The sequence below is a fragment of the uncultured Roseobacter sp. genome (assembly GCF_947493125.1).
Taxonomy (GTDB): Bacteria; Pseudomonadota; Alphaproteobacteria; order Rhodobacterales; family Rhodobacteraceae; genus Roseobacter.
The window spans coordinates 19,728-37,572 of record NZ_CANLQB010000002.1 but is presented as its reverse complement, the minus strand read 5'-3'; the positions used below and the strand labels follow the sequence as shown (position 1 = coordinate 37,572).

The 17,845-nt window shown below is 62.9% G+C and carries 18 protein-coding genes; 2 read left to right on the top strand and 16 right to left on the bottom strand.

Annotated elements, in window-relative coordinates; translation table 11 throughout:
* Nucleotides 1–124 precede the first annotated feature (124 nt).
* From Q1A71_RS04015 to Q1A71_RS03965, 11 genes are all read right to left on the bottom strand, one after another.
* Nucleotides 125–682, bottom strand: a complete 558-nt coding sequence (locus Q1A71_RS04015) for a hypothetical protein (protein ID WP_299672061.1) — start codon at nucleotides 680–682, stop codon at nucleotides 125–127.
* Nucleotides 683–704: 22 nt separating this feature from the next.
* Complete coding sequence (locus Q1A71_RS04010; protein ID WP_299672059.1) at nucleotides 705–1,619, bottom strand: SMP-30/gluconolactonase/LRE family protein; 915 nt, start codon at nucleotides 1,617–1,619, stop codon at nucleotides 705–707.
* A 12-nt stretch (nucleotides 1,620–1,631) separates the two neighbouring features.
* Nucleotides 1,632–2,612, bottom strand: a complete 981-nt coding sequence (locus Q1A71_RS04005) for an ABC transporter permease (protein ID WP_299672057.1) — start codon at nucleotides 2,610–2,612, stop codon at nucleotides 1,632–1,634.
* Nucleotides 2,609–3,649, bottom strand: a complete 1,041-nt coding sequence (locus Q1A71_RS04000) for an ABC transporter permease (RefSeq protein ID WP_299672055.1) — start codon at nucleotides 3,647–3,649, stop codon at nucleotides 2,609–2,611. The genes Q1A71_RS04005 and Q1A71_RS04000 overlap by 4 nt, the downstream gene beginning before the upstream one ends.
* A complete protein-coding gene (locus Q1A71_RS03995; RefSeq protein WP_299672053.1) occupies nucleotides 3,646–5,181 on the bottom strand; it encodes a sugar ABC transporter ATP-binding protein in 1,536 nt (511 codons plus the stop codon). The genes Q1A71_RS04000 and Q1A71_RS03995 overlap by 4 nt, the downstream gene beginning before the upstream one ends.
* Nucleotides 5,182–5,253: 72 nt before the next feature.
* Nucleotides 5,254–6,387, bottom strand: a complete 1,134-nt coding sequence (locus tag Q1A71_RS03990) for a sugar ABC transporter substrate-binding protein (protein ID WP_299672051.1) — start codon at nucleotides 6,385–6,387, stop codon at nucleotides 5,254–5,256.
* Nucleotides 6,388–6,887: 500 nt separating this feature from the next.
* Nucleotides 6,888–8,174 carry a serine hydroxymethyltransferase gene (gene glyA, locus Q1A71_RS03985; RefSeq protein WP_299672049.1) on the bottom strand — a complete coding sequence of 429 codons (1,287 nt, stop codon included), beginning with the start codon at nucleotides 8,172–8,174 and terminating at the stop codon, nucleotides 6,888–6,890.
* Between the two features lie 12 nt (nucleotides 8,175–8,186).
* On the bottom strand, nucleotides 8,187–9,161 hold the full coding sequence (locus Q1A71_RS03980; protein ID WP_299672047.1) for a D-glycerate dehydrogenase: 975 nt from the start codon (nucleotides 9,159–9,161) through the stop codon (nucleotides 8,187–8,189).
* Complete coding sequence (sucD, locus tag Q1A71_RS03975; RefSeq protein WP_299672045.1) at nucleotides 9,161–10,048, bottom strand: succinate--CoA ligase subunit alpha; 888 nt, start codon at nucleotides 10,046–10,048, stop codon at nucleotides 9,161–9,163. The genes Q1A71_RS03980 and sucD overlap by 1 nt, the downstream gene beginning before the upstream one ends.
* Nucleotides 10,045–11,244 carry a malate--CoA ligase subunit beta gene (locus Q1A71_RS03970; RefSeq protein WP_299672043.1) on the bottom strand — a complete coding sequence of 400 codons (1,200 nt, stop codon included), beginning with the start codon at nucleotides 11,242–11,244 and terminating at the stop codon, nucleotides 10,045–10,047. Before Q1A71_RS03970 ends, sucD begins: the two co-directional genes overlap by 4 nt.
* Before the next feature lie 27 nt (nucleotides 11,245–11,271).
* On the bottom strand, nucleotides 11,272–12,519 hold the full coding sequence (locus tag Q1A71_RS03965; RefSeq protein WP_299672041.1) for an aminotransferase class V-fold PLP-dependent enzyme: 1,248 nt from the start codon (nucleotides 12,517–12,519) through the stop codon (nucleotides 11,272–11,274).
* Between the two features lie 207 nt (nucleotides 12,520–12,726).
* On the opposite strand from Q1A71_RS03965, the gene Q1A71_RS03960 reads away from it, so the two are divergent.
* Both Q1A71_RS03960 and Q1A71_RS03955 read left to right on the top strand, forming a co-directional pair.
* On the top strand, nucleotides 12,727–13,392 hold the full coding sequence (locus Q1A71_RS03960; RefSeq protein ID WP_299672039.1) for a response regulator transcription factor: 666 nt from the start codon (nucleotides 12,727–12,729) through the stop codon (nucleotides 13,390–13,392).
* A 78-nt stretch (nucleotides 13,393–13,470) separates the two neighbouring features.
* Nucleotides 13,471–14,448 (top strand): CoA ester lyase, encoded by a 978-nt coding sequence (locus Q1A71_RS03955; protein ID WP_299672036.1) that lies wholly within the window; start codon nucleotides 13,471–13,473, stop codon nucleotides 14,446–14,448.
* Nucleotides 14,449–14,491: 43 nt separating this feature from the next.
* Here Q1A71_RS03955 and pqqE read toward each other — a convergent pair whose 3' ends face one another.
* The 5 genes from pqqE to Q1A71_RS03930 form a co-directional block, all read right to left on the bottom strand.
* Nucleotides 14,492–15,598: a pyrroloquinoline quinone biosynthesis protein PqqE gene (gene pqqE / locus Q1A71_RS03950; RefSeq protein WP_299672034.1), complete on the bottom strand. Its 1,107-nt coding sequence runs from the start codon at nucleotides 15,596–15,598 to the stop codon at nucleotides 14,492–14,494.
* A complete protein-coding gene (gene pqqD, locus Q1A71_RS03945) occupies nucleotides 15,595–15,870 on the bottom strand; it encodes a pyrroloquinoline quinone biosynthesis peptide chaperone PqqD (RefSeq protein WP_299672032.1) in 276 nt (91 codons plus the stop codon). The genes pqqE and pqqD overlap by 4 nt, the downstream gene beginning before the upstream one ends.
* A 1-nt stretch (nucleotide 15,871) precedes the next feature.
* Nucleotides 15,872–16,621, bottom strand: a complete 750-nt coding sequence (gene pqqC, locus Q1A71_RS03940; RefSeq protein WP_299672030.1) for a pyrroloquinoline-quinone synthase PqqC — start codon at nucleotides 16,619–16,621, stop codon at nucleotides 15,872–15,874.
* A gap of 336 nt (nucleotides 16,622–16,957) precedes the next feature.
* On the bottom strand, nucleotides 16,958–17,056 hold the full coding sequence (gene pqqA, locus Q1A71_RS03935) for a pyrroloquinoline quinone precursor peptide PqqA (RefSeq protein WP_299672028.1): 99 nt from the start codon (nucleotides 17,054–17,056) through the stop codon (nucleotides 16,958–16,960).
* 103 nt (nucleotides 17,057–17,159) lie between these two features.
* Nucleotides 17,160–17,840: a response regulator transcription factor gene (locus Q1A71_RS03930; RefSeq protein ID WP_299672026.1), complete on the bottom strand. Its 681-nt coding sequence runs from the start codon at nucleotides 17,838–17,840 to the stop codon at nucleotides 17,160–17,162.
* Between the last annotated feature and the right edge of the window lie 5 nt (nucleotides 17,841–17,845).

The window sequence follows — 17,845 nt, the reverse complement described above, 5'->3', positions numbered from 1 at the left end:
GCCGGGGCTCTGGGGGCCGATTGAGGGCCGACCAGCGCAGGCAGTCTGCCGGACGGATCTGTTTGGATCCTTGGCGGTCGCTGGCGGGTAGAACGACGGTGTGTTGCTGTGAGCGGGCGCCCGATCAGCCGCTGGCGTCCAGGCCGTCGCGGAAGTCGTTCCAGCCGCCGTCCACGGAGGAGGGCGCGTCATGCCATTGGTGCAAGACCTCGCCCGTGGCCGGATCGCGGCCAGGGATCGGGAGCATCATGATCCGCTTGCAGGCCTGATAGTAGAGATCATCGGTCAGATAGGCTTCCTGAATATTGTCCCAATCCCGACCACCGGCATAGCCGCCGCACATCATGATGTCGTCGGAATGGCCGATCATTTCGTGGCTGACGCCTGCGGGCATGACGATCACGTCCCCTACGTCGAGGCGCACTTTCGTCCAGCCTTCGACGGAGAGATTGAACTCCATCCATCCCGCCGCGCAGCCCAGGCATTCATGTGAGGTGGAATGGAAATGGGCGTATTCGTAGATGCCCGGATACTCCCAGTTGTTGCCCCAGCCGTTTTCGCGGAAGCGTGCCTTGACGGCATCGACACCGCCGCCCGGAACGGCGCCCCGGTGGATCAGAAGCGGAAACCGGCTGTTCGGGATCCTGCCTTCCGGTTTCGACGCATAGCTTTCCGTTTTCATCGTGCACTCCCCCTTGGTGTGATCACGGGCGCGAGGCGGCCCGCGTGTTGAGGTAGACCGCGCGCAGTGTCGTCGTGGCGCAAATGAACAGACGATTGCGCTTGATCCCGCCAAACTCGACATTCGCGACGACCTCGCCGGTGAGAATCTTGCCGATCAGATCGCCCTCGGGCGTGTAGCAGTGCACGCCGTCCCCTGCCGAGGTCCAGATGTTGCCGTGGATGTCCACGCGGAACCCGTCAAAGAGGCCGATGTCGCAGGTTGCGAAGAGGTCTCCACCGGCCAGGGATCCATCGTCGCTGACCGCAAAGGTGCGGATGTGTCTCGGCCCGTCTTCCACATGGGTCGCCCCGGTGTCGGCCACGTAAAGCAGGCGTTCATCGGGCGAGAAGGCGAGACCGTTGGGCTTGACCATATCGGTGATCATGGCGGAGACTGTGCCGCTGTCGGGGTCGATGCGGTAGACGTAGGAGCCGTCGATCTCGGCCTCGGCTTTGTCGCCTTCGTACTCCCCGTCGATTCCGTAGGTCGGATCGGTGAACCAGATCGAGCCATCGGATTTCACAATCACATCGTTGGGGGAGTTGAGGCGCTTGCCCTCGAACCGGTCCGCGAGAATGGTCGTGGAGCCGTCCACTTCGATCCGGCTGACGCAGCGCCCGCGATGCTCGCAGGAGACCAATCGGCCCTCCCGGTCGACGGTGTGGCCGTTGTGATTGCGGCAGGGTTTGAGGAAGTCCGAGACCGCGCCGGTTGTTTCGTCATAGCGCAGCAGACGGTCGTTGGGGATGTCGGACCAGATCAGATATTTGCCGGCCGGGAAGTAAGCCGGGCCCTCGGCCCAGCGGGTCCCGGTATAGAGGGTCTCAAGGTGGACGTTGGCCATGGCATAGCGCGTGAACCTCTTGTCGATCACTTCAAAGGCATCGGTGAGCATTGGCGTTTTTCCCTAACTTGTGACCTTCTGTCCGCGCCCGTAGACCAGCAGCATGAAGATGATGACGCTGCCGTAAATCACCTGGCGTCCGGATTCCGGCATTTGCATGATCGACAGGACCGAGTTGAGCAGGACGATCAGGATCACGCCGATGAGCGTGCCGAGATACCGCCCGCGCCCGCCGAGAATATGGGTGCCGCCGATCACCACGGCGGCAATGGCGGGCAGCAGGTACGCATCGCCCATGCCCTGATAGGCCTTGGTGGAATAGCCCGCGAGCAGTGTGCCGGAGAGGCCGGCCAGCATACCGCAGAGGCAGAAGGCGGCGACGATCACCCAGCGCGTGGGCACCCCGGCGAGATAGGCGGCGGCTTCCTTGTTGCCGATGGCATATATGCTCTTGCCGACGGCTGTGCGCTGGAGCAGCAGCATCACGGCAATGGACACCACGGCCCAGACCATCAGGGCCACGGGAATGCCGAGGATCTTGCCCACCGCGAGATATTGCATGAGATCGGTGGCCGCCGTTTGCGGCGCAAACCCCCCCGTATGCGCCACCATCAGGCCCCGCATCACCGCATTGACCCCCAGCGTGAAGATCATCGACGGGATCCGCAGGTATGCGACCCCAAGCCCGTTCACCAGCCCCACCAAGAGCCCGACCCCAAGCCCAACGGGGATTGCCATGGGCCCGCCCACGGTCGTCGCCATCATGGCTCCGGCGGCGATGGTCCAGGGGATGGAGAGGTCGATATGGCCCAGCAGGATCACCAGCATCATACCGGCGGCCACGATGCCGAGAAAGGCACCGACCTGCAGCTGCTGCAGCAGATATTCCGGCGACAGAAGGGTCGCTGTGCCCTGGGTATAGAGCGTGTAGACCGTGCCGACCGCGAGGATCACGAGGATGAAGGCGGCGGACATGACAATGGGCTTGTCATCCTCGCCAAGCCTGAAGCGCGAGGGCGCGGGACCTTGTGGCATGGACGTCATCGGAAGAGCTCCAGGGTGTTCTTGACCCGCAGGACCCGGAACGCGCCCAGGCTGACGGCGGCGAGCAGAACGACGCCCTCAAAGAGCGGTTGCATCAGCGGATCAATTTCGAAAATCCGGAAGTTGAATGAGATGGTGCGCAGGATCAGGGCGCCGAAGATCGACCCGATGGCGGTGCCCACGCCACCAAGAAGCGAGGTGCCGCCAATCACCACCGCCGCGATGGAGTTGAGCGTATAGGCCCCGGCCTGGGGGATATCGGCGTTGCCGGAGGAGGTTTGCAGCGTCAGGTAGAGCCCACCGATCCCGGCAAAAAAGCCCCCCAGCGTGAAGGCCGCGATTTTGGCGCGGTCAATCGGCAGGCCGGACATATAGGCCGCGCCTTCGCCTGAGCCTACGGCATAGACGGTGCGTCCGGTCACCGACCGGGAAAAAGGCACCCAGACGAGCACCACCACCAGCAACAGCAGCACCAAGGGCACCGGGATCCACGCAATGGGTTGGAACCATGCGGCATCACCGCCCTGCGCGTAGCCGTAGGTGGCTGCGATCTCGTAAAGATCATTGGTCGCCGCCCAGGACAGATCATCATCCACATTGCCGCCCGGCGAGGGGCGCAGGAAGAGGGCAAGGCCGAGGAAAATCGCCCCCGTGGCCAGTGTGGCGATGATTGGCTGGATCCGGCCATAGACGACAACGCAGCCGTTCACGAACCCACAGGCCGCCCCCGCCGCCAGGCTAACGGCCATTCCGAAGGCCATCTGCGCCGGGCTGCCGTTCAGCAGATGGCTGGCGATGGTATTGACCAGCGTCATGATCGCCCCCACCGACAGATCGAGGCCCCCCATCAGCACCGGCACCGTCTGCGCCATGGCCACCATGGCGAGGGTGAAGACCTCGTTGGAGTTCTGGATCAGCACGGCGACCGAAAAGCCGCGCGGGTGGTTCATGTTGTAGAACACATAGAACAGGATGAAGATCACGACCGCGGTCAGCAACGCTGCATTCTGGGACAGCCGTATGCGAAGGTCATTCATTCGGCAGCCTCATCCATTTTGAGCGCGGATGCGATGATGTTGCGCTCGTTGATCTCATCGCCTTGCAGTTCGCGCACGATTTCGCCGTCGTACATCACGGCAACACGGTCGCAGCAGCCGATCAGCTCTTCGTAATCCGTTGAATAGTAGATCACCGACGCGCCGGTTTCCGCGAGGCTGCGCAGCAGGCGGTAGATCTCCTGCTTGGTGCCCACGTCGATGCCGCGCGTGGGGTCGTTCAGCAGGATGATCTTTGGGTCTGTCATCAGCCATTTCGCGATGACCACCTTCTGCTGGTTGCCGCCCGAGAGCGTCGAGACGGGATCGGCGCTTGAGCCGACCTTGATCTGCATACGCTGGATGCCATCCTCGACCGCCGCCGACAGTGCTTCGGTATCGACAAACAGACCGCGCGACAGCCGTTTCAGCGACGCGATGGTCAGGTTGTCGGCAATCGACATCGGCAGCATCAGCCCTTCGGTCTTGCGGTCTTCGGGAATGAGGGCGAGGTCGACGCCCGCCTTCTTGGCGTCTTGCGGGGACTGAATGGTGACGTCTTTGCCCTGCACCGTGACCGTTCCGCTGGTGCCCTTGAGCACGCCGAAAAGGCCCAGCAAGAGTTCTTTCTGCCCTTGTCCGTCGAGCCCGCCAAGGCCCACGATTTCACCGGCGCCCACGGTCAGGTCGATGGATGTCAGCTTGTCCTCCCAGGAGTAGTTTTGAAGCTGCAGCATCGGCTTGGCCGCATCGGGCGGTGGGGGCTTGGGCGGGAAATGCGCGGTGATTTCCCGACCGATCATCATCTGCACGATCTCGCCCTCGGAGCGCGCGCCCTGCTGGAAGGTCTCGATGTGCCGCCCGTTGCGAAAGACGGAGCATTTGTCGGCAATGGCTTCGATCTCGTGCATCCGGTGGGAAATCGTCAGGATCGAAATCCCGTCTTCCCGCAGCCGCCGCAGAATTTCAAAGACGGTGTCCACATCGGCAGCGGTCAGGGCGGAGGTGGCTTCATCCAGGATCAGAACGCTCGGGTCCTTCGCCAGGGCCTTTGCGATTTCGACCATCTGGCGGCGCGACAGGGGCAGATCGCGCACCCGGGACATCGGGTTGACGTCTTCACAACCGATGCGCGCCAGTAGCTCTTCAGCCCGCCTGCGTTGGGCTTTGCCGTTGATCAGGCCAAACCGGCGTGGCGGGTCGGCGATGGAAATATTGTCCGCGACCGACAGATCCGGCAACAGCGAGAGTTCTTGAAAGATACAAACAATCCCCTGCGCGTTCGCCGCCGCGGGGTGTGAGAAGCTCGTGGGCGTGCCGTTCAGACGGAGCTCGCCCTCGTCAGGCTGCACCACACCCGACATGATCTTGATCAGCGTGGATTTTCCCGCGCCGTTCTCGCCAAGGACCGCATGGACAGAACCGAGTTCGCAAGAGAAATCAACGCTATCCAGCGCCGTCACCCCGCCGTAGCGTTTGGTGACGCCGGTCAACTGGACGTGCGCTTGCGCAGGCTCGCGTGGGGATGTCGACATGGAAGTCCCGAAACACTCAAAAGGATAAATCGGCGACGCCGGACCAGTGGCCCGGCGTCGTTTTGCGAAGTGTTATTCGAGGTTTTCCGCGTCGTTGGTCATAATCTCCCGCGCCGTGATGTTCACACCGCAGGCAGGGAACTCGTTCACGGTAAAGAAGTTGTCCGTCAGGTCAGGCCAATAGTTCTTGCCCGCTTCCAACTCGTCATAGCGTGTTGCCGGGATCGGGATGGAGATGAGCTGTGGCATCACCTGACCGTCGAGCGCGGCCAGTGCGGCCTTCATCGCAACCGAGACCATACCCGGCGATTGACCGATGGAAATGGCCTTCAACCCGTTGTCGGCCTGCTCTGCCAGGATCTTGCGGAAGCCGTTCTCTGCCTCGCCGGCCAGAGGCACCATCGGGTGACCCGCGTCCAGCATCGCGCGCACCGCACCGGTGGTGCCACCCTGAACGACGACACCATCGAATTCGCTGTGCACGGCAATGGCGTCCGCCGTGACCTTCTGCGCGGTGCCGTCGTCCCAGTTGCCGACGACTTCGACGATGTCCCAGTTGCCGCCCGAGGCCTCCATGACCTCGTGGAAGCCGATGTTGCGGTCACGGTCCACCGAGTTGCCCGGCAGGCCACGGACCTCGAGGATCTTGCCTTCGGTCTTGTCGCCGAACTGCTCCAGCAGCCAGCGGCCATACATGCGGCCCATCTCGAGCTGGTCCTTGTTGACCTGCATCACCTTGTCGGTGTCGAGCACGTTGTCGAAGGGCACCAGCACCACATCGTTGCGGTCGGCAAGCCGGATCACGCGGTCAAACCCTTCGGGCGAGACGGCAATGGTCACGATGGCGTCATATCCCTGATTGATGAAATCTTCGATGGCGCCCAGCTGCGCGGCCACGTCCGTCCCGGTGGAGACGACCTTGAAGTCTTCAATCTGGGCGGCGATGTCGGGCTGTGCCGCATAGGCCTTTGCGGTCTGGATCATCTGGATCCGCCAGGTGTTGCCGACGAAGCCGTTGACGATGGCGATCTTGTGCGGCCCTTCGCGCTTGTCCCACTGGAAGTAGCCAATGTCATCGGTCCAAGGTGCAAAACACTCTGGGTCGAATCCGGGCCCCGATACTTCATTCGGGGCACCAACGGCGGCACCGGCCATCATGGCAAACGCCAGTGCCGAAGGGGCAATGGCCCTCTTGAGATTGAACATTCTGTCTCCTCCACGTGTTGTTGTCGGGCGTCATTTGCCCATTAATAAATTCGTAACACGGCGCGGATGTCTGGCGCCTGGCAATCCGTTTTTTCTTCGACGATATCCGAATTTGGTTTCTTTGCAAGGCATTGGCGTTTGCCGGTTGTCCTGCGTTACCGGGCGGAGTTGTTCGCCCCTTGGAAAGATTTTGACCACGCCATCACGCCGGGACCGATGACGTTGCCAATTTCTGCATGAAGGGTCAGCCTCTGGAGAGAGGCGTGGAGCTGCGGGCATTTGGCTTGCCTGAATCGCCGCGACCCGGGGCCGCCGGGGGCTAGGTCGGAGACCCGTCGTGATGTGGCGGATGATGCGCCGCGCCAGCCTCGCGATGAATGCTGCCTGCACTCACCGGAGCGCAGCTGTCAGTCAGCACCGATGATCTCATCGGCGCGACGCAGAGACAGCCCACAGCCACATGTGGGCTGAGGGCTTCTTGACGGTCGCCCATGGGACGATCAGTAGATCGGGAACTCCGCACAGAGGGTCAGGACGTCTGCCTTCACCCGCGCTTCGACCTCGGCGTTGCCGTCCTCGCCATTGGCCTGCAGCCCGTCCACCACATCGACGATCCAGCCGCCGATCTGGTCGAACTCCACCTCGGTGAACCCGCGCGTCGTTCCCGCCGGCGAGCCAAGGCGCAGCCCCGAGGTGATCGTCGGTTTCTCGGTGTCGAAGGGGATGCCGTTCTTGTTGCAGGTGATATGCGCGCGGCCCAGGGCGGTTTCTGCCGCGTTGCCTTTCACGCCCTTGGGCCGCAGGTCCACCAGCATCAGGTGCGTATCGGTGCCTCCGGTGACCACCTCGAGCCCGCCCTTTTGCAGCCGCGCGGCCAGGGCCTGCGCGTTCTTGATGACCTGGCTCTGGTAATCCTTGAACGACGGCATGAGCGCCTCCCCAAAGGCCACGGCCTTGGCTGCGATCACGTGCATCAGCGGCCCGCCCTGAATGCCGGGGAAAATCGCCGAGTTGAACTTCTTCGCCATCCCTTCGTCATTGGTCAGGATCAGCCCGCCGCGGGGCCCGCGCAGGGTCTTGTGCGTGGTGGTCGTGGCAACGTCCACATGCGGGAAGGGGGACGGGTAGACACCCGCCGCAATGAGCCCCGCAAAATGCGCCACATCGGCCAGCAGATAGGCCCCGACCTTATCTGCAATCTCGCGGAAGCGGGCGAAATCAAGCTGCCGGGGAATGGCCGAGCCTCCGGCGATGATCATTTTCGGCTTGTGCTCCAGCGCCAGCGCCTCAATCTGGTCGTAGTGCACGTCCAGCGTGTCCGCTTTCACGCCGTAATGCACCGCGTTGAACCACTTGCCCGACTGGTTGGGCCGCGCGCCGTGGGTCAGGTGCCCGCCCGCGTCGAGGCTCATGCCCAGGATGGTGTCGCCCGGCGTCAGCAGCGCCTGAAACACCCCCTGGTTGGCCTGGCTGCCCGAGTTGGGCTGCACGTTGGCAAACGCGCAGCCAAAGAGCTTGCAGGCCCGCTCAATGGCGAGGTTTTCAGCCACATCCACATATTGGCAACCGCCGTAGTAGCGCCGCCCCGGGTAGCCTTCGGCGTATTTGTTGGTGAGCACCGAGCCCTGTGCCTGCAACACCGCCTTAGAGACGATGTTCTCGGAGGCAATGAGCTCGATCTCGTCCCGTTGACGGCCCAGTTCTTTCGAGATCGCGCCGAAAAGCTCGGCGTCCCGCTCGGCCAGATCGGTTGTAAAAAAGCCGGTGTCGCGATGCGCTACGTTCATTCTTATCTCCTCTTACGCCACGCGGTCGCGCGGGGGTTTTCCGTCGAAAAAGTCATGCAGGTTGTCGAGCACGCGAAAGCCCATGGCCTGCCGCGCCTCGCGCGTGGCACTGCCCAGATGCGGCAGCATCACCAGGTTGCGGGTGCATTGCTCCAGCATCGGGTGGATCGCGGGTTCGCGCTCGAAGACATCCAGCGCCGCCCCGCCGATGGTCTCGAACATCAGCGATTGCGCGAGGGCAAACTCATCCACCACCTCGCCGCGCGATGTGTTGATCAGGAACGCATCTGGCTTCATCAGATCGAGCCTGCGGCTGTTGATCAGCTTGCGGGTCTCGGGCCCGCCGGGGCAATGCAGCGAAACGAAATCGCACAGCGGCAGCAGGTCATCGACACTGTCCATCTGCACTGCGTCAAAGCGCGCCAGCACGTCAGAAGCGACGGGCGAGCGGTTGAAGACCACGATCTTCATGCCGAACCCGAAATGCGCGCGCCGCGCCACCTCCTGCCCGATGCGGCCAAAGCCGATGATGCCCAGCGTCTTGCCCGAGACCTTCGTGCCGACCAGATGCGTGGGGCACCAGCCGTCCCAGTCTCCGGCGCGCAGCTGCCGCTCCCCCTCCCCGGCCCGGCGCGCCACCATCAGCATCAGCGTCATCGCCAGATCTGCGGTGCAGTCCGACAGCACATCAGGCGTGTTCGTGATCGCCATACCGTGCCGCTTGGCGTTCTCCAGATCGATGTGGCTGTAGCCCACGCCGTAGTTCGCCAGGATCTTGGTCTGCGCCTTCGGCACGTCGAGCGCATCCGGCCCGATCTGATCTGTCACCGTGGGCAGTACCGCGTCATATTTCAGGAAGGCCTCCCGCAGCTCCGACGGCGTGAGCGGGCGGTCGCTGCGGTTCAGCTCAACATTGAAGTCGCTGGCGAGCTTCTGCTCGACCGCCGCCGGCCACCGCCGGGTCACGAGAACGCTGGGTTTGACCATCACGCGGCCTCCATCACATTTGCAATTGTTTCGCCGATCACCGCCGGATTCTCCGCCACCGTCACACCTGCCGCCGACAGGATCTCGACTTTCTCGGACGCGCTCTCGCCGAAGGCCGAGATGATCGCCCCCGCGTGCCCCATGGTGCGGCCCTTGGGCGCGGTCAGCCCCGCCACATAGGCCACCACGGGCTTGGTCACGTGATCGCGGATGTATTCCGCCGCCTCCGCCTCCTGCGGCCCACCGATCTCGCCGATCAGCGCGATCACATGGGTCTCCGGGTCGTTCTCGAACCGCTCCAGGATATCCTTGAAGGACGAGCCGTTGATCGGATCACCGCCGATGCCCACCGAGGTCGACACCCCGATGCCGCGCTCCTTGAGCTGGCTCGCCGCCTCGTAGCCCAGCGTGCCCGACCGGCCCACAATCCCGACGTGCCCTTTGAGGTAAATATGCCCCGGCATGATGCCCAGCAGTGCCTTTCCCGGGCTGATGGTGCCCGCGCAATTCGGCCCCGTCAGCACCATGCGCCGCTCCTTGGGATAGCGGTACATATACCGCTTCACCCGAATCATGTCCTGCGCCGGAATGCCGTCGGTGATGCAGACGCAATACCGGATACCCGCATCCGCCGCCTCCATGATGCCGTCCGCGGCAAAGGGTGGCGGCACGAAGACCAGCGAGGCCTCGGCCCCCGTCGCCGCCACGGCCTCCTCCACCGTGTCGAAGACCGGCAGCCCCTCGACGGTCTCACCGCCCTTGCCCGGCACCACGCCGCCCACGACATTGGTGCCGTAGGACATCATATCCTTGGTGTGAAACCGCGCCATCTTGCCGGTGATGCCCTGCACGATCACGCGGGTGGTGCCATCCAACAAAATGCTCATGATGCCGCCCTCATCTTCACGCCCTGCGCCTGATCGTTCTTCCAAGCCTGCACCGCCCGCTCTGCCGCCTGGTTCAGCGTCGTCGCCCGGATGATCGGCAGGCCGGAGCCCGCGAGGATCTTCTGCCCCTGCTCCACATTGGTGCCCGCCAGCCGTACCACCACCGGCACATCCACCTCGATCTCGCGCAGCACCTGCACGACGCCCTCGGCGACCCAATCACAGCGGTTGATGCCGGCAAAGATATTCACGAGGATCGCCTGCACCTTCTTGTCCGACAGCACGAGGCGAAACGCCTTGGCCACCCGGTCAGGCGTCGCCCCACCCCCGATGTCGAGGAAATTCGCGGGCTCGCCGCCCGCCAGCTTGATCGTGTCCATGGTCGCCATCGCCAGCCCCGCGCCGTTCACGATGCAGCCGATGTTCCCGTCCAATCCGACGTAATTCAGCCCGCGATCCGCAGCCCGGCTCTCGCGCGGGTCCTCCTGGCTCTTGTCGCGCAGCTCGGCGATCTGCGGGTGACGAAAGAGCGCGTTGTCATCAAAGGTCATCTTGGCATCAAGCGCGATGACCTGGTGGTCTTCGGTGATCACCAGCGGGTTGATCTCGACCATGGTCGCATCCAGTTCAGTGAAGGCGCGGTAGCAGCCCTGCAGCGTGCGCACCATCTGCTGCACCAGCCCCGCCTCAACGCCGAGCTTGAAGGCGATCTGGCGGCACTGAAATTCGCGCAGCCCCACGGCAGGTTCGACCGTGGCGCGCACGATGCTCTCGGGCTTCTCAGCCGAGATATCCTCGATCTCCATGCCGCCTTCAGACGAGGCCACGATCATCACCCGCTGCGAGGTGCGATCCAGCACGAAGCCCAGGTAGATTTCGCGCGCAATCGGCACCGCCTTTTCCACATAGACACGGTAGACGCCCATGCCCTCGGGCCCGGTCTGATGCGTCACCAGCTTCGCGCCAAAAAGCGTCTCGCAGGCGTCATAAATCGCCGTGTCGCTGTCGCAGATATGTACACCGCCAGCCTTGCCGCGCCCGCCCGCGTGCACCTGCGCCTTGACCACCCAGCGCTCGCCACCCAGCTCGCGCGATCGGTAAGCCGCCTGCTCCGGACTATAGGCCAGCGCCCCGTCCGGGCTCACCACACCAAAACTCGCCAACACCTCTTTCGCCTGATATTCGTGAATATCCATGACGCTCTCCTCCCATGATGACGTGACTTATTCGGCCGCGAGCGCTCTCCCGTAGTGGCGCTGCAGGACCGTATCGATGTGATCCTGATTGACCTCACCCCCGAGATCACGCAGCGCGGCTCCAAACCGCTGGACAATGTCCGAAATCGCCGCTTCGCTCAGCAGGTTAAGGATCCCGATGCGCACCTGCACGGGCTCGGACAGCGTCGGCCAGATGCCGAAATTCTGCGCCCGGCAATGCTGCACCAGCTCCATCTCGCGCCCCGCCAGAGCCTCCGGCAGGTTCAGCACCACCAGCGACGGCATGTTCGAGGTCACCTCGCAGCCCATCGCCTCGACCGCCTCGCGCAGCGCCGCTTCGTGGAATGTGTAATCGGACGCCCGCTGCGCAATCGTCTGCTGCAGGCAGATGCGCAGCGCCTCATGGAATGCGGACACCGCATAGGCCGAATGGGTCCGGTGATAGGTGCCCTTTTCCACATCCTTGCCGTCGATCACGCCCCAGTGGCGCGCCTCGAGGATCGGATGGTGGCAGAAGGTGCGCGTGCCAGTGGCCTGCAACGTCTCGATATAGGTATCGGTGAAAGATACGGGCGCGTATGTCAGTGGCAGGCAGCAAATGCCCTTCTGCGGACACGACGCCCAGCCGTGAATGCCCGGGTAGTCGTCAATGCGGAAATCGCCAACCCCGAGGCTCGAGACCGCATCCACCAGCCCCATTGCGTCGTGCTTTTCACAGGCCGCGCTAAACCCTTCGATGTCGTTCACCCGGCCCGACCCGGTCTCCCAATGCGCCATCGCCGCCCACTTGGGCTTGTGCTCGGCCAGGGCCGCCTCAACGATCTCGCCCGTCACGCTTTGCCCATGCGGCACGTCGATGATCACGACGCTGGCCGCCTGCGGATCGAGCGGGTTTTCCGCCAGTTCCTCCTCCGTCGCCGCCTTCATGCGCACGGTCAGCCCGTCGATGCCCGAAAACGTGCCGTTCACGAACATCACCACCTTGTCACCCGGCATCACCGCCGAGAACATCATGTCGAGCCCGCTCCAACCGGTGCCCGCCACGCCGAAGGTATAGGTGTTCTCCGTGCCCATCACCGCGCGCAGCATTTCCTTGCATTCAACCATGCCGCGCAGCACATCCGGGTGCATGTGATCGGCCAACCCTGCCCCGGCATAGCGCGCCAGAACACGCGCATCGGTATTACCCGGCCCGGGGCCTGCCGCGATGGTTTCGGGGATCTCGAGCTGTGCGAATGGAACGGTGTTGGTCATCTTTCCTCCTTCGTGCGTCCGGTACAGACCGTGACGTCAAAAACTACCCATGCTAGAGAATTAACGCGACCTTAAGAAATGAAAACGCCCGCTTGCCTACTTTTGGGTAGCTAAATGGGTGGGAAAATTCCTATACTTTCAGATGGAATACCGGGGTATACCGTATATTGCCCTATCCAAGCGGGTAGTTTGTTGGAAAAAGCCAATATGAATCAATCTGTTAGTCAAAACACCCCACCCATCGACATCATGCTCGCCGACAGCAACCCGCTGGTGCTCTCGGCCCTGTCCGAAATCATCGACCGGGATCCGCGATTCTCTCTTGTGGCCTCCGCCGCCACCGCCGAAGGGTTCCTGGGCACCGTCATGCGTGTCCCTGTGCAGGTCGGTGTGATCGACTGGAACCTGCCCGCGCTCGGCGGCGCCAAGCTGATCGAAGTGCTGCGTGACCAGGCCAACGCGCCCCGCATCGTCGTCTACGCCGAGAACACCGGCGACCTGCCCCGCATGTCCATGACCGCGGGCGCCGCCGCCTTTGCCCCGCGCTCCAGCGACGCGGCCACCCTGCTCGACACCTGCGCCGACGTGGCCGCGGGCAAGATGGTCTTCCCCTTCCTCGACGTGCGCGATCTGCAGAACGACCCGATCCACCAGCTCTCCCGCAAGGAGCGCGGGATGCTCGAGGCGCTCTCCAAGGGCCTCACCAATCGCGAGCTGTCGAAGGAGCTGGGCGTCACCATCAACACGGTGAAATTCCACCTCTCGAACCTCTACGAAAAGCTCGGCGTGAAGAACCGCGCGCAGGCCATCGCCTTCTACTATTCCTCGCGCCTCGTCCTCGAGCGCGACGAGATGAGCGGTATACCGAAATAGACCGAACTCCCGCTTGACATTATCCTGCGTCGCTGACCTTTGTGGCGCAATTTTATGTCTCAGCGAAAGGTCACCGAGATGTCATTCCACCCCGTGCAACAAGCCCCCGGCCGCCTCAACCGTTCTGAGCTTGCGGTCCCCGGCAGCCAGCCGCAAATGTTTGAAAAAGCGGCACAATCTGATGTGGACGTGATCTTCCTCGACCTTGAAGACGCCGTCGCGCCGGATGAAAAGGAACAGGCCCGCAAGAACATCATCAAGGGCCTGAACGAGATCGACTGGGGCAGCAAGTCCATGTCCGTGCGGATCAACGGGCTCGACACGCATTACATGTACCGCGACGTGGTCGACGTGGTCGAGCAGGCGGGCGAACGGCTCGACCTGATCATGATCCCCAAGGTCGGCACCGCGGCGGATGTCTATGCCGTCGATATGATGGTCACGCAAATCGAAGACGCCAAGGGGTACAACAAACGCATCGGCTTCGAGCATATCATCGAAACCGCCCTGGGCATGCAGAACATCACCGAAATCGCGGGCGCCTCCAAGCGGAATGAGAGCCTGCATTTCGGCGTGGCCGATTACGCCGCCTCGACCCGCGCCCGCACCACGATCATCGGCGGTGTGAACGAGGATTATGCGGTGCTGACCGACCCGGACGAAAGCGGCAACCGCGACACCCATTGGGGGGACATGTGGCACTACGCGCTGGCCCGCATGGTCGTCGCCGCCCGGGCTAACGGATTGCGCCCCATCGACGGACCCTTCGGCGATTTCAAGGACCCCGACGGCTATAAAGCCGCCGCCTACCGTGCTGCGGTTCTCGGCTGCGAGGGCAAGTGGGCCATCCACCCCAGCCAGATCGCGCTCGCCAATGAGGTGATGAGCCCCTCGGAGGCGGAAATCACCAAGGCACAGCGCATTCTCGAAGCGATGGCCGAAGCCGAAGCAGCTGGCAAAGGCGCCGTGTCCCTCGACGGGCGGCTCATTGATTATGCCTCCATTCGGCAGGCCGAGGTTCTGGTGGAGAAAGCAAAGCAGATTTCTGGCAGTTGATGCGGGGCCACCTGGTGTGTGAGCGGCACACAGGACGAAGGCGTCATTCCGCTGGTTCTGCTGTCTTGCCTGGAGCGACGCGATAGACCAGCGACGCGCCCTCTTGTGCCGCATGGGCATCAGCCTGGGCCTGCAAGGCCCCGTGGTGCGGGGATTTGATGCAAACCGGATCGGTCGCAGCGGCGTCCCCCACGATCGCCATGGCCTGGCAGCGGCAGCCGCCGAAGTCGATGGTCTTGCGCTCGCAGCTCTGACAGGGCTCGGCCATCCACTCGGTGCCGCGATAGGCGTTAAAGGCCGCGCTTTCGTACCAGATTTCGCTGAGACTGCGATTCTGCACCCGCTCGAAGCTCAGATGCGGGATCGATTCAGCCGCGTGGCAGGGCAGCACGGTGCCGTCCGGGATCACGTTGAGGCCGGAGGTCCCCCAGCCGCCCATGCAGCGCTTTGGGTAGTCTTCGTGATAGTCGGCGGGCACGTAGTCGATCACCAGCCGCCCCTTGAGGCGCTTGCGTGCTTCGGTCACGATCCGCGTTGCTTCGCGGGCCTGCTCGCGGGTCGGCATCAACGCGTCTCGGTTCTTGAGCGCCCAGCCGTGGAATTGTACGGTGGCGACCTCGATCCGGCGCGCACCCATCTCTTCGGCCATCTCCAGCGCCCGCGGGAGTTGGTGCAGGTTGCGCCGGTGCAGTACCGCGTTCAACGTCAGCGGAAAGCCGATCTGGCCGATCCACTCGGCAACCTGCATCTTGCGCTTGTAGCCACCCTTGTAGCCACCGATCTCATCGGCCATTTCGGGGTTTGTGCCCTGCAGGGAGAGCTGCACATGGTCGAGGCCTGCCGCATCGAGCTCGGCCAGGCGCCGTTCGGTGAGCCCAATCCCGGAGGTGATGAGGTTGGTGTAGAGCCCTGCTTCGCGGGCGGCCTTTACCAGGTCGGTCAGATCGCGGCGTGAGGCGGGCTCGCCGCCAGACAGATGCAGCTGCAACACCCCCAGCTCTGCGGCTTCGCGAAAGACACGTGTCCAGGTGTCCGTGTCAAGCTCTGTTTCTTGCCGCACCATTTCCAACGGGTTGGAACAATAGGGGCAGGAGAGCGGGCAGCGATGCGTGAGCTCTGCCAGCATGGCGATGGGCGGCGGCACCGTCACGGGGTCACGTCCAGAAAGCGGCGGTTGCGCAGCGCGGTCAGGAAGCTCGCGCTGTCATCCCGGATTTGTTCAACCGGTGCGCTGTAGCGGTCGGCGAGCGCCTGCGTGATTTCGCCGAAGCTGCGGTGACCATCCACTTCGCTGAGGATCGCGTGGCCGATCTGATCAAGCGTCACAGCCCGCTCGGGCGCCAAGAGCACCCAGGTGCCGCGCACACGGTCACGGTGCAGGCGCACGCCGCGGGGCAGGGCGGGAATGTCGCTCGCCAGCATCTCAGGAGGCCTTCTTCATCAGCAGGCCCTCATCCGGTTGCCAGGCACCGGGCGGGATGCGTGCAGGCTCCACATAAGCCCCCCAGAGCGCGTCGAGCTGCGACCAGAGTACATCGGTCTTGAAGGTCAGTGCCGCTGCTGCGGCATCCTGTTTCTCGGCGGTATCGGCGTGGTCAAGCACCCAGGCCAAGCCAAAGGCAACGTCCTTTGGTGCTTCCTTGAGGCGGTTCTTGAAATAGCTGAGCGAACTGTCGTCGGCGAAGTCGTAGTTTTTCAGCAAACCCTCGATGCGGTTGGCGTGGATCTTGGGCGCAAAGAGTTCGGTCAGCGAGGAGGCGACCGCTTCCAACAGGGTCCTTTCGCGCACGAAGCGGACGTAGGCGTCGCAGGCAAACCGGGTGGCTGGCAAGACGCCTTGCCGCGAGGCCACATAATCGGAGTCGAGCCCCACGGCCTCGGCCAGGCGCAACCAGCGCCGGATGCCGCCCTCATTGTTGTCTGTGCCGTCGTGATCCTCGATCCGGGAGCGCCAGGCCCGCCGCAGGGCGGGCTCCTCGACGCGAGACATGAAGGCCGCGTCTTTCATTGGAATTGTATGTTGGTAGTAGTAGCGGTTGATTACCCAGGCACGCACTTGATCGGGCGTGCAGCCGCCGCCGTGCAGAAGGTCGTGAAACGGGTGCAAATCGTGATAGCGCTCCGCTCCGATTTGACGCAGGCGCGCTTCGAAAGCATCGCGGCTTTGGGTCATCTGATGGGTCTCCTCTCTTCTGCGCGCCCCTTCAGTGCGCCGCAGCCCGTCCTCCGGCGCAATCTTTGCAGATTTCTGCGAGCGGTGCACGCGCTCTTTGACGCACCTGAATGAGGGTCTCGGCGTTCATCACTGACGGTTGGATCGGACATGCGGAAAGGCGCTGTCGCGTCCCGGAAAGATGGAGAGAAAAGGATGCGACAGCGCAATATTGCCCCCATGCACTCGCCGCACAGGGAGCACCGCCGGATGGCGGCGAGGGAGAAATCTCTTGAAGGCGAAGGGGGGCCGACCACGCTCTGAAGCGGTCTGCCCATATCCCCGCAGGCTAACGCCTTAGAACAGGACTTCGCGCTCTTCGTCGTGCTCAGGTCCGTACATGTTGATTTCCATGCCGCATTCAATTTCGCGGATGATCGGTTTTGTCCAGGCCATGGTGGTCTCCTTGAAAAACTGAAATTGATCGATGCTAAGGTGTCAGAGCTTTGCGGTGGGAGCGACTCTTAATTTATGAGAACGCGCCGAACGCTAAGCTGCATCAGGGTTCGATCAACACTGGCATCTGCCCGGTCAAACAGAACCCCTTGTTTCGTAAAGTCTTGATTTCGATGTTGAAATCGGACTTGGCAAGTTTCTTGCGCAGATAACCGATGTAGACATCAACCACATTTTCGTTACCTGATCCTTCGGATGCCCAAAGGGTATCGTAGATGTCAATGCGGGGCACGGGAGCATCAGGAGACTGCATCAGCAGCTGCAACAATTCGAATTCGCGCTCGGTCAGCATCACCTGATCTGTGGTGTTTTCAAGAGTGCGGTCGGTGGCGGAGAGACGTGCGGGTTGAGGTCGCTGGGCGCCTGCGCGATGCTCCTGCACCCGCAGGCGCGCGACCAGTTCATCGAAGCTGAAGGGTTTGACCACGTAGTCATCGGCCCCCGCTTCCAGACCTGCGGTGCGGTCTTCCACATCGGAGAGCGCGGAGAGCATGAGGATCGGCAGGGTGACCCCGGCCGCGCGGGCGGTGCGCACAAGGTCAAGCCCGCTGTCCGCACCCAGCATGACATCGACGATAGCGCCTGTGTGCTCTCCGGTCTGCAGCCGCTCAAGCGCCCGGTCGGCCCGGTTTTCCGTTTCTGTGGCATAGCCATGCAAGCGCAGGCCCCGCGCCAGCGCAGAGGTGATCTCGGGATCGTCGTCGATGATCAGCAGGGTCTTCACGCGCC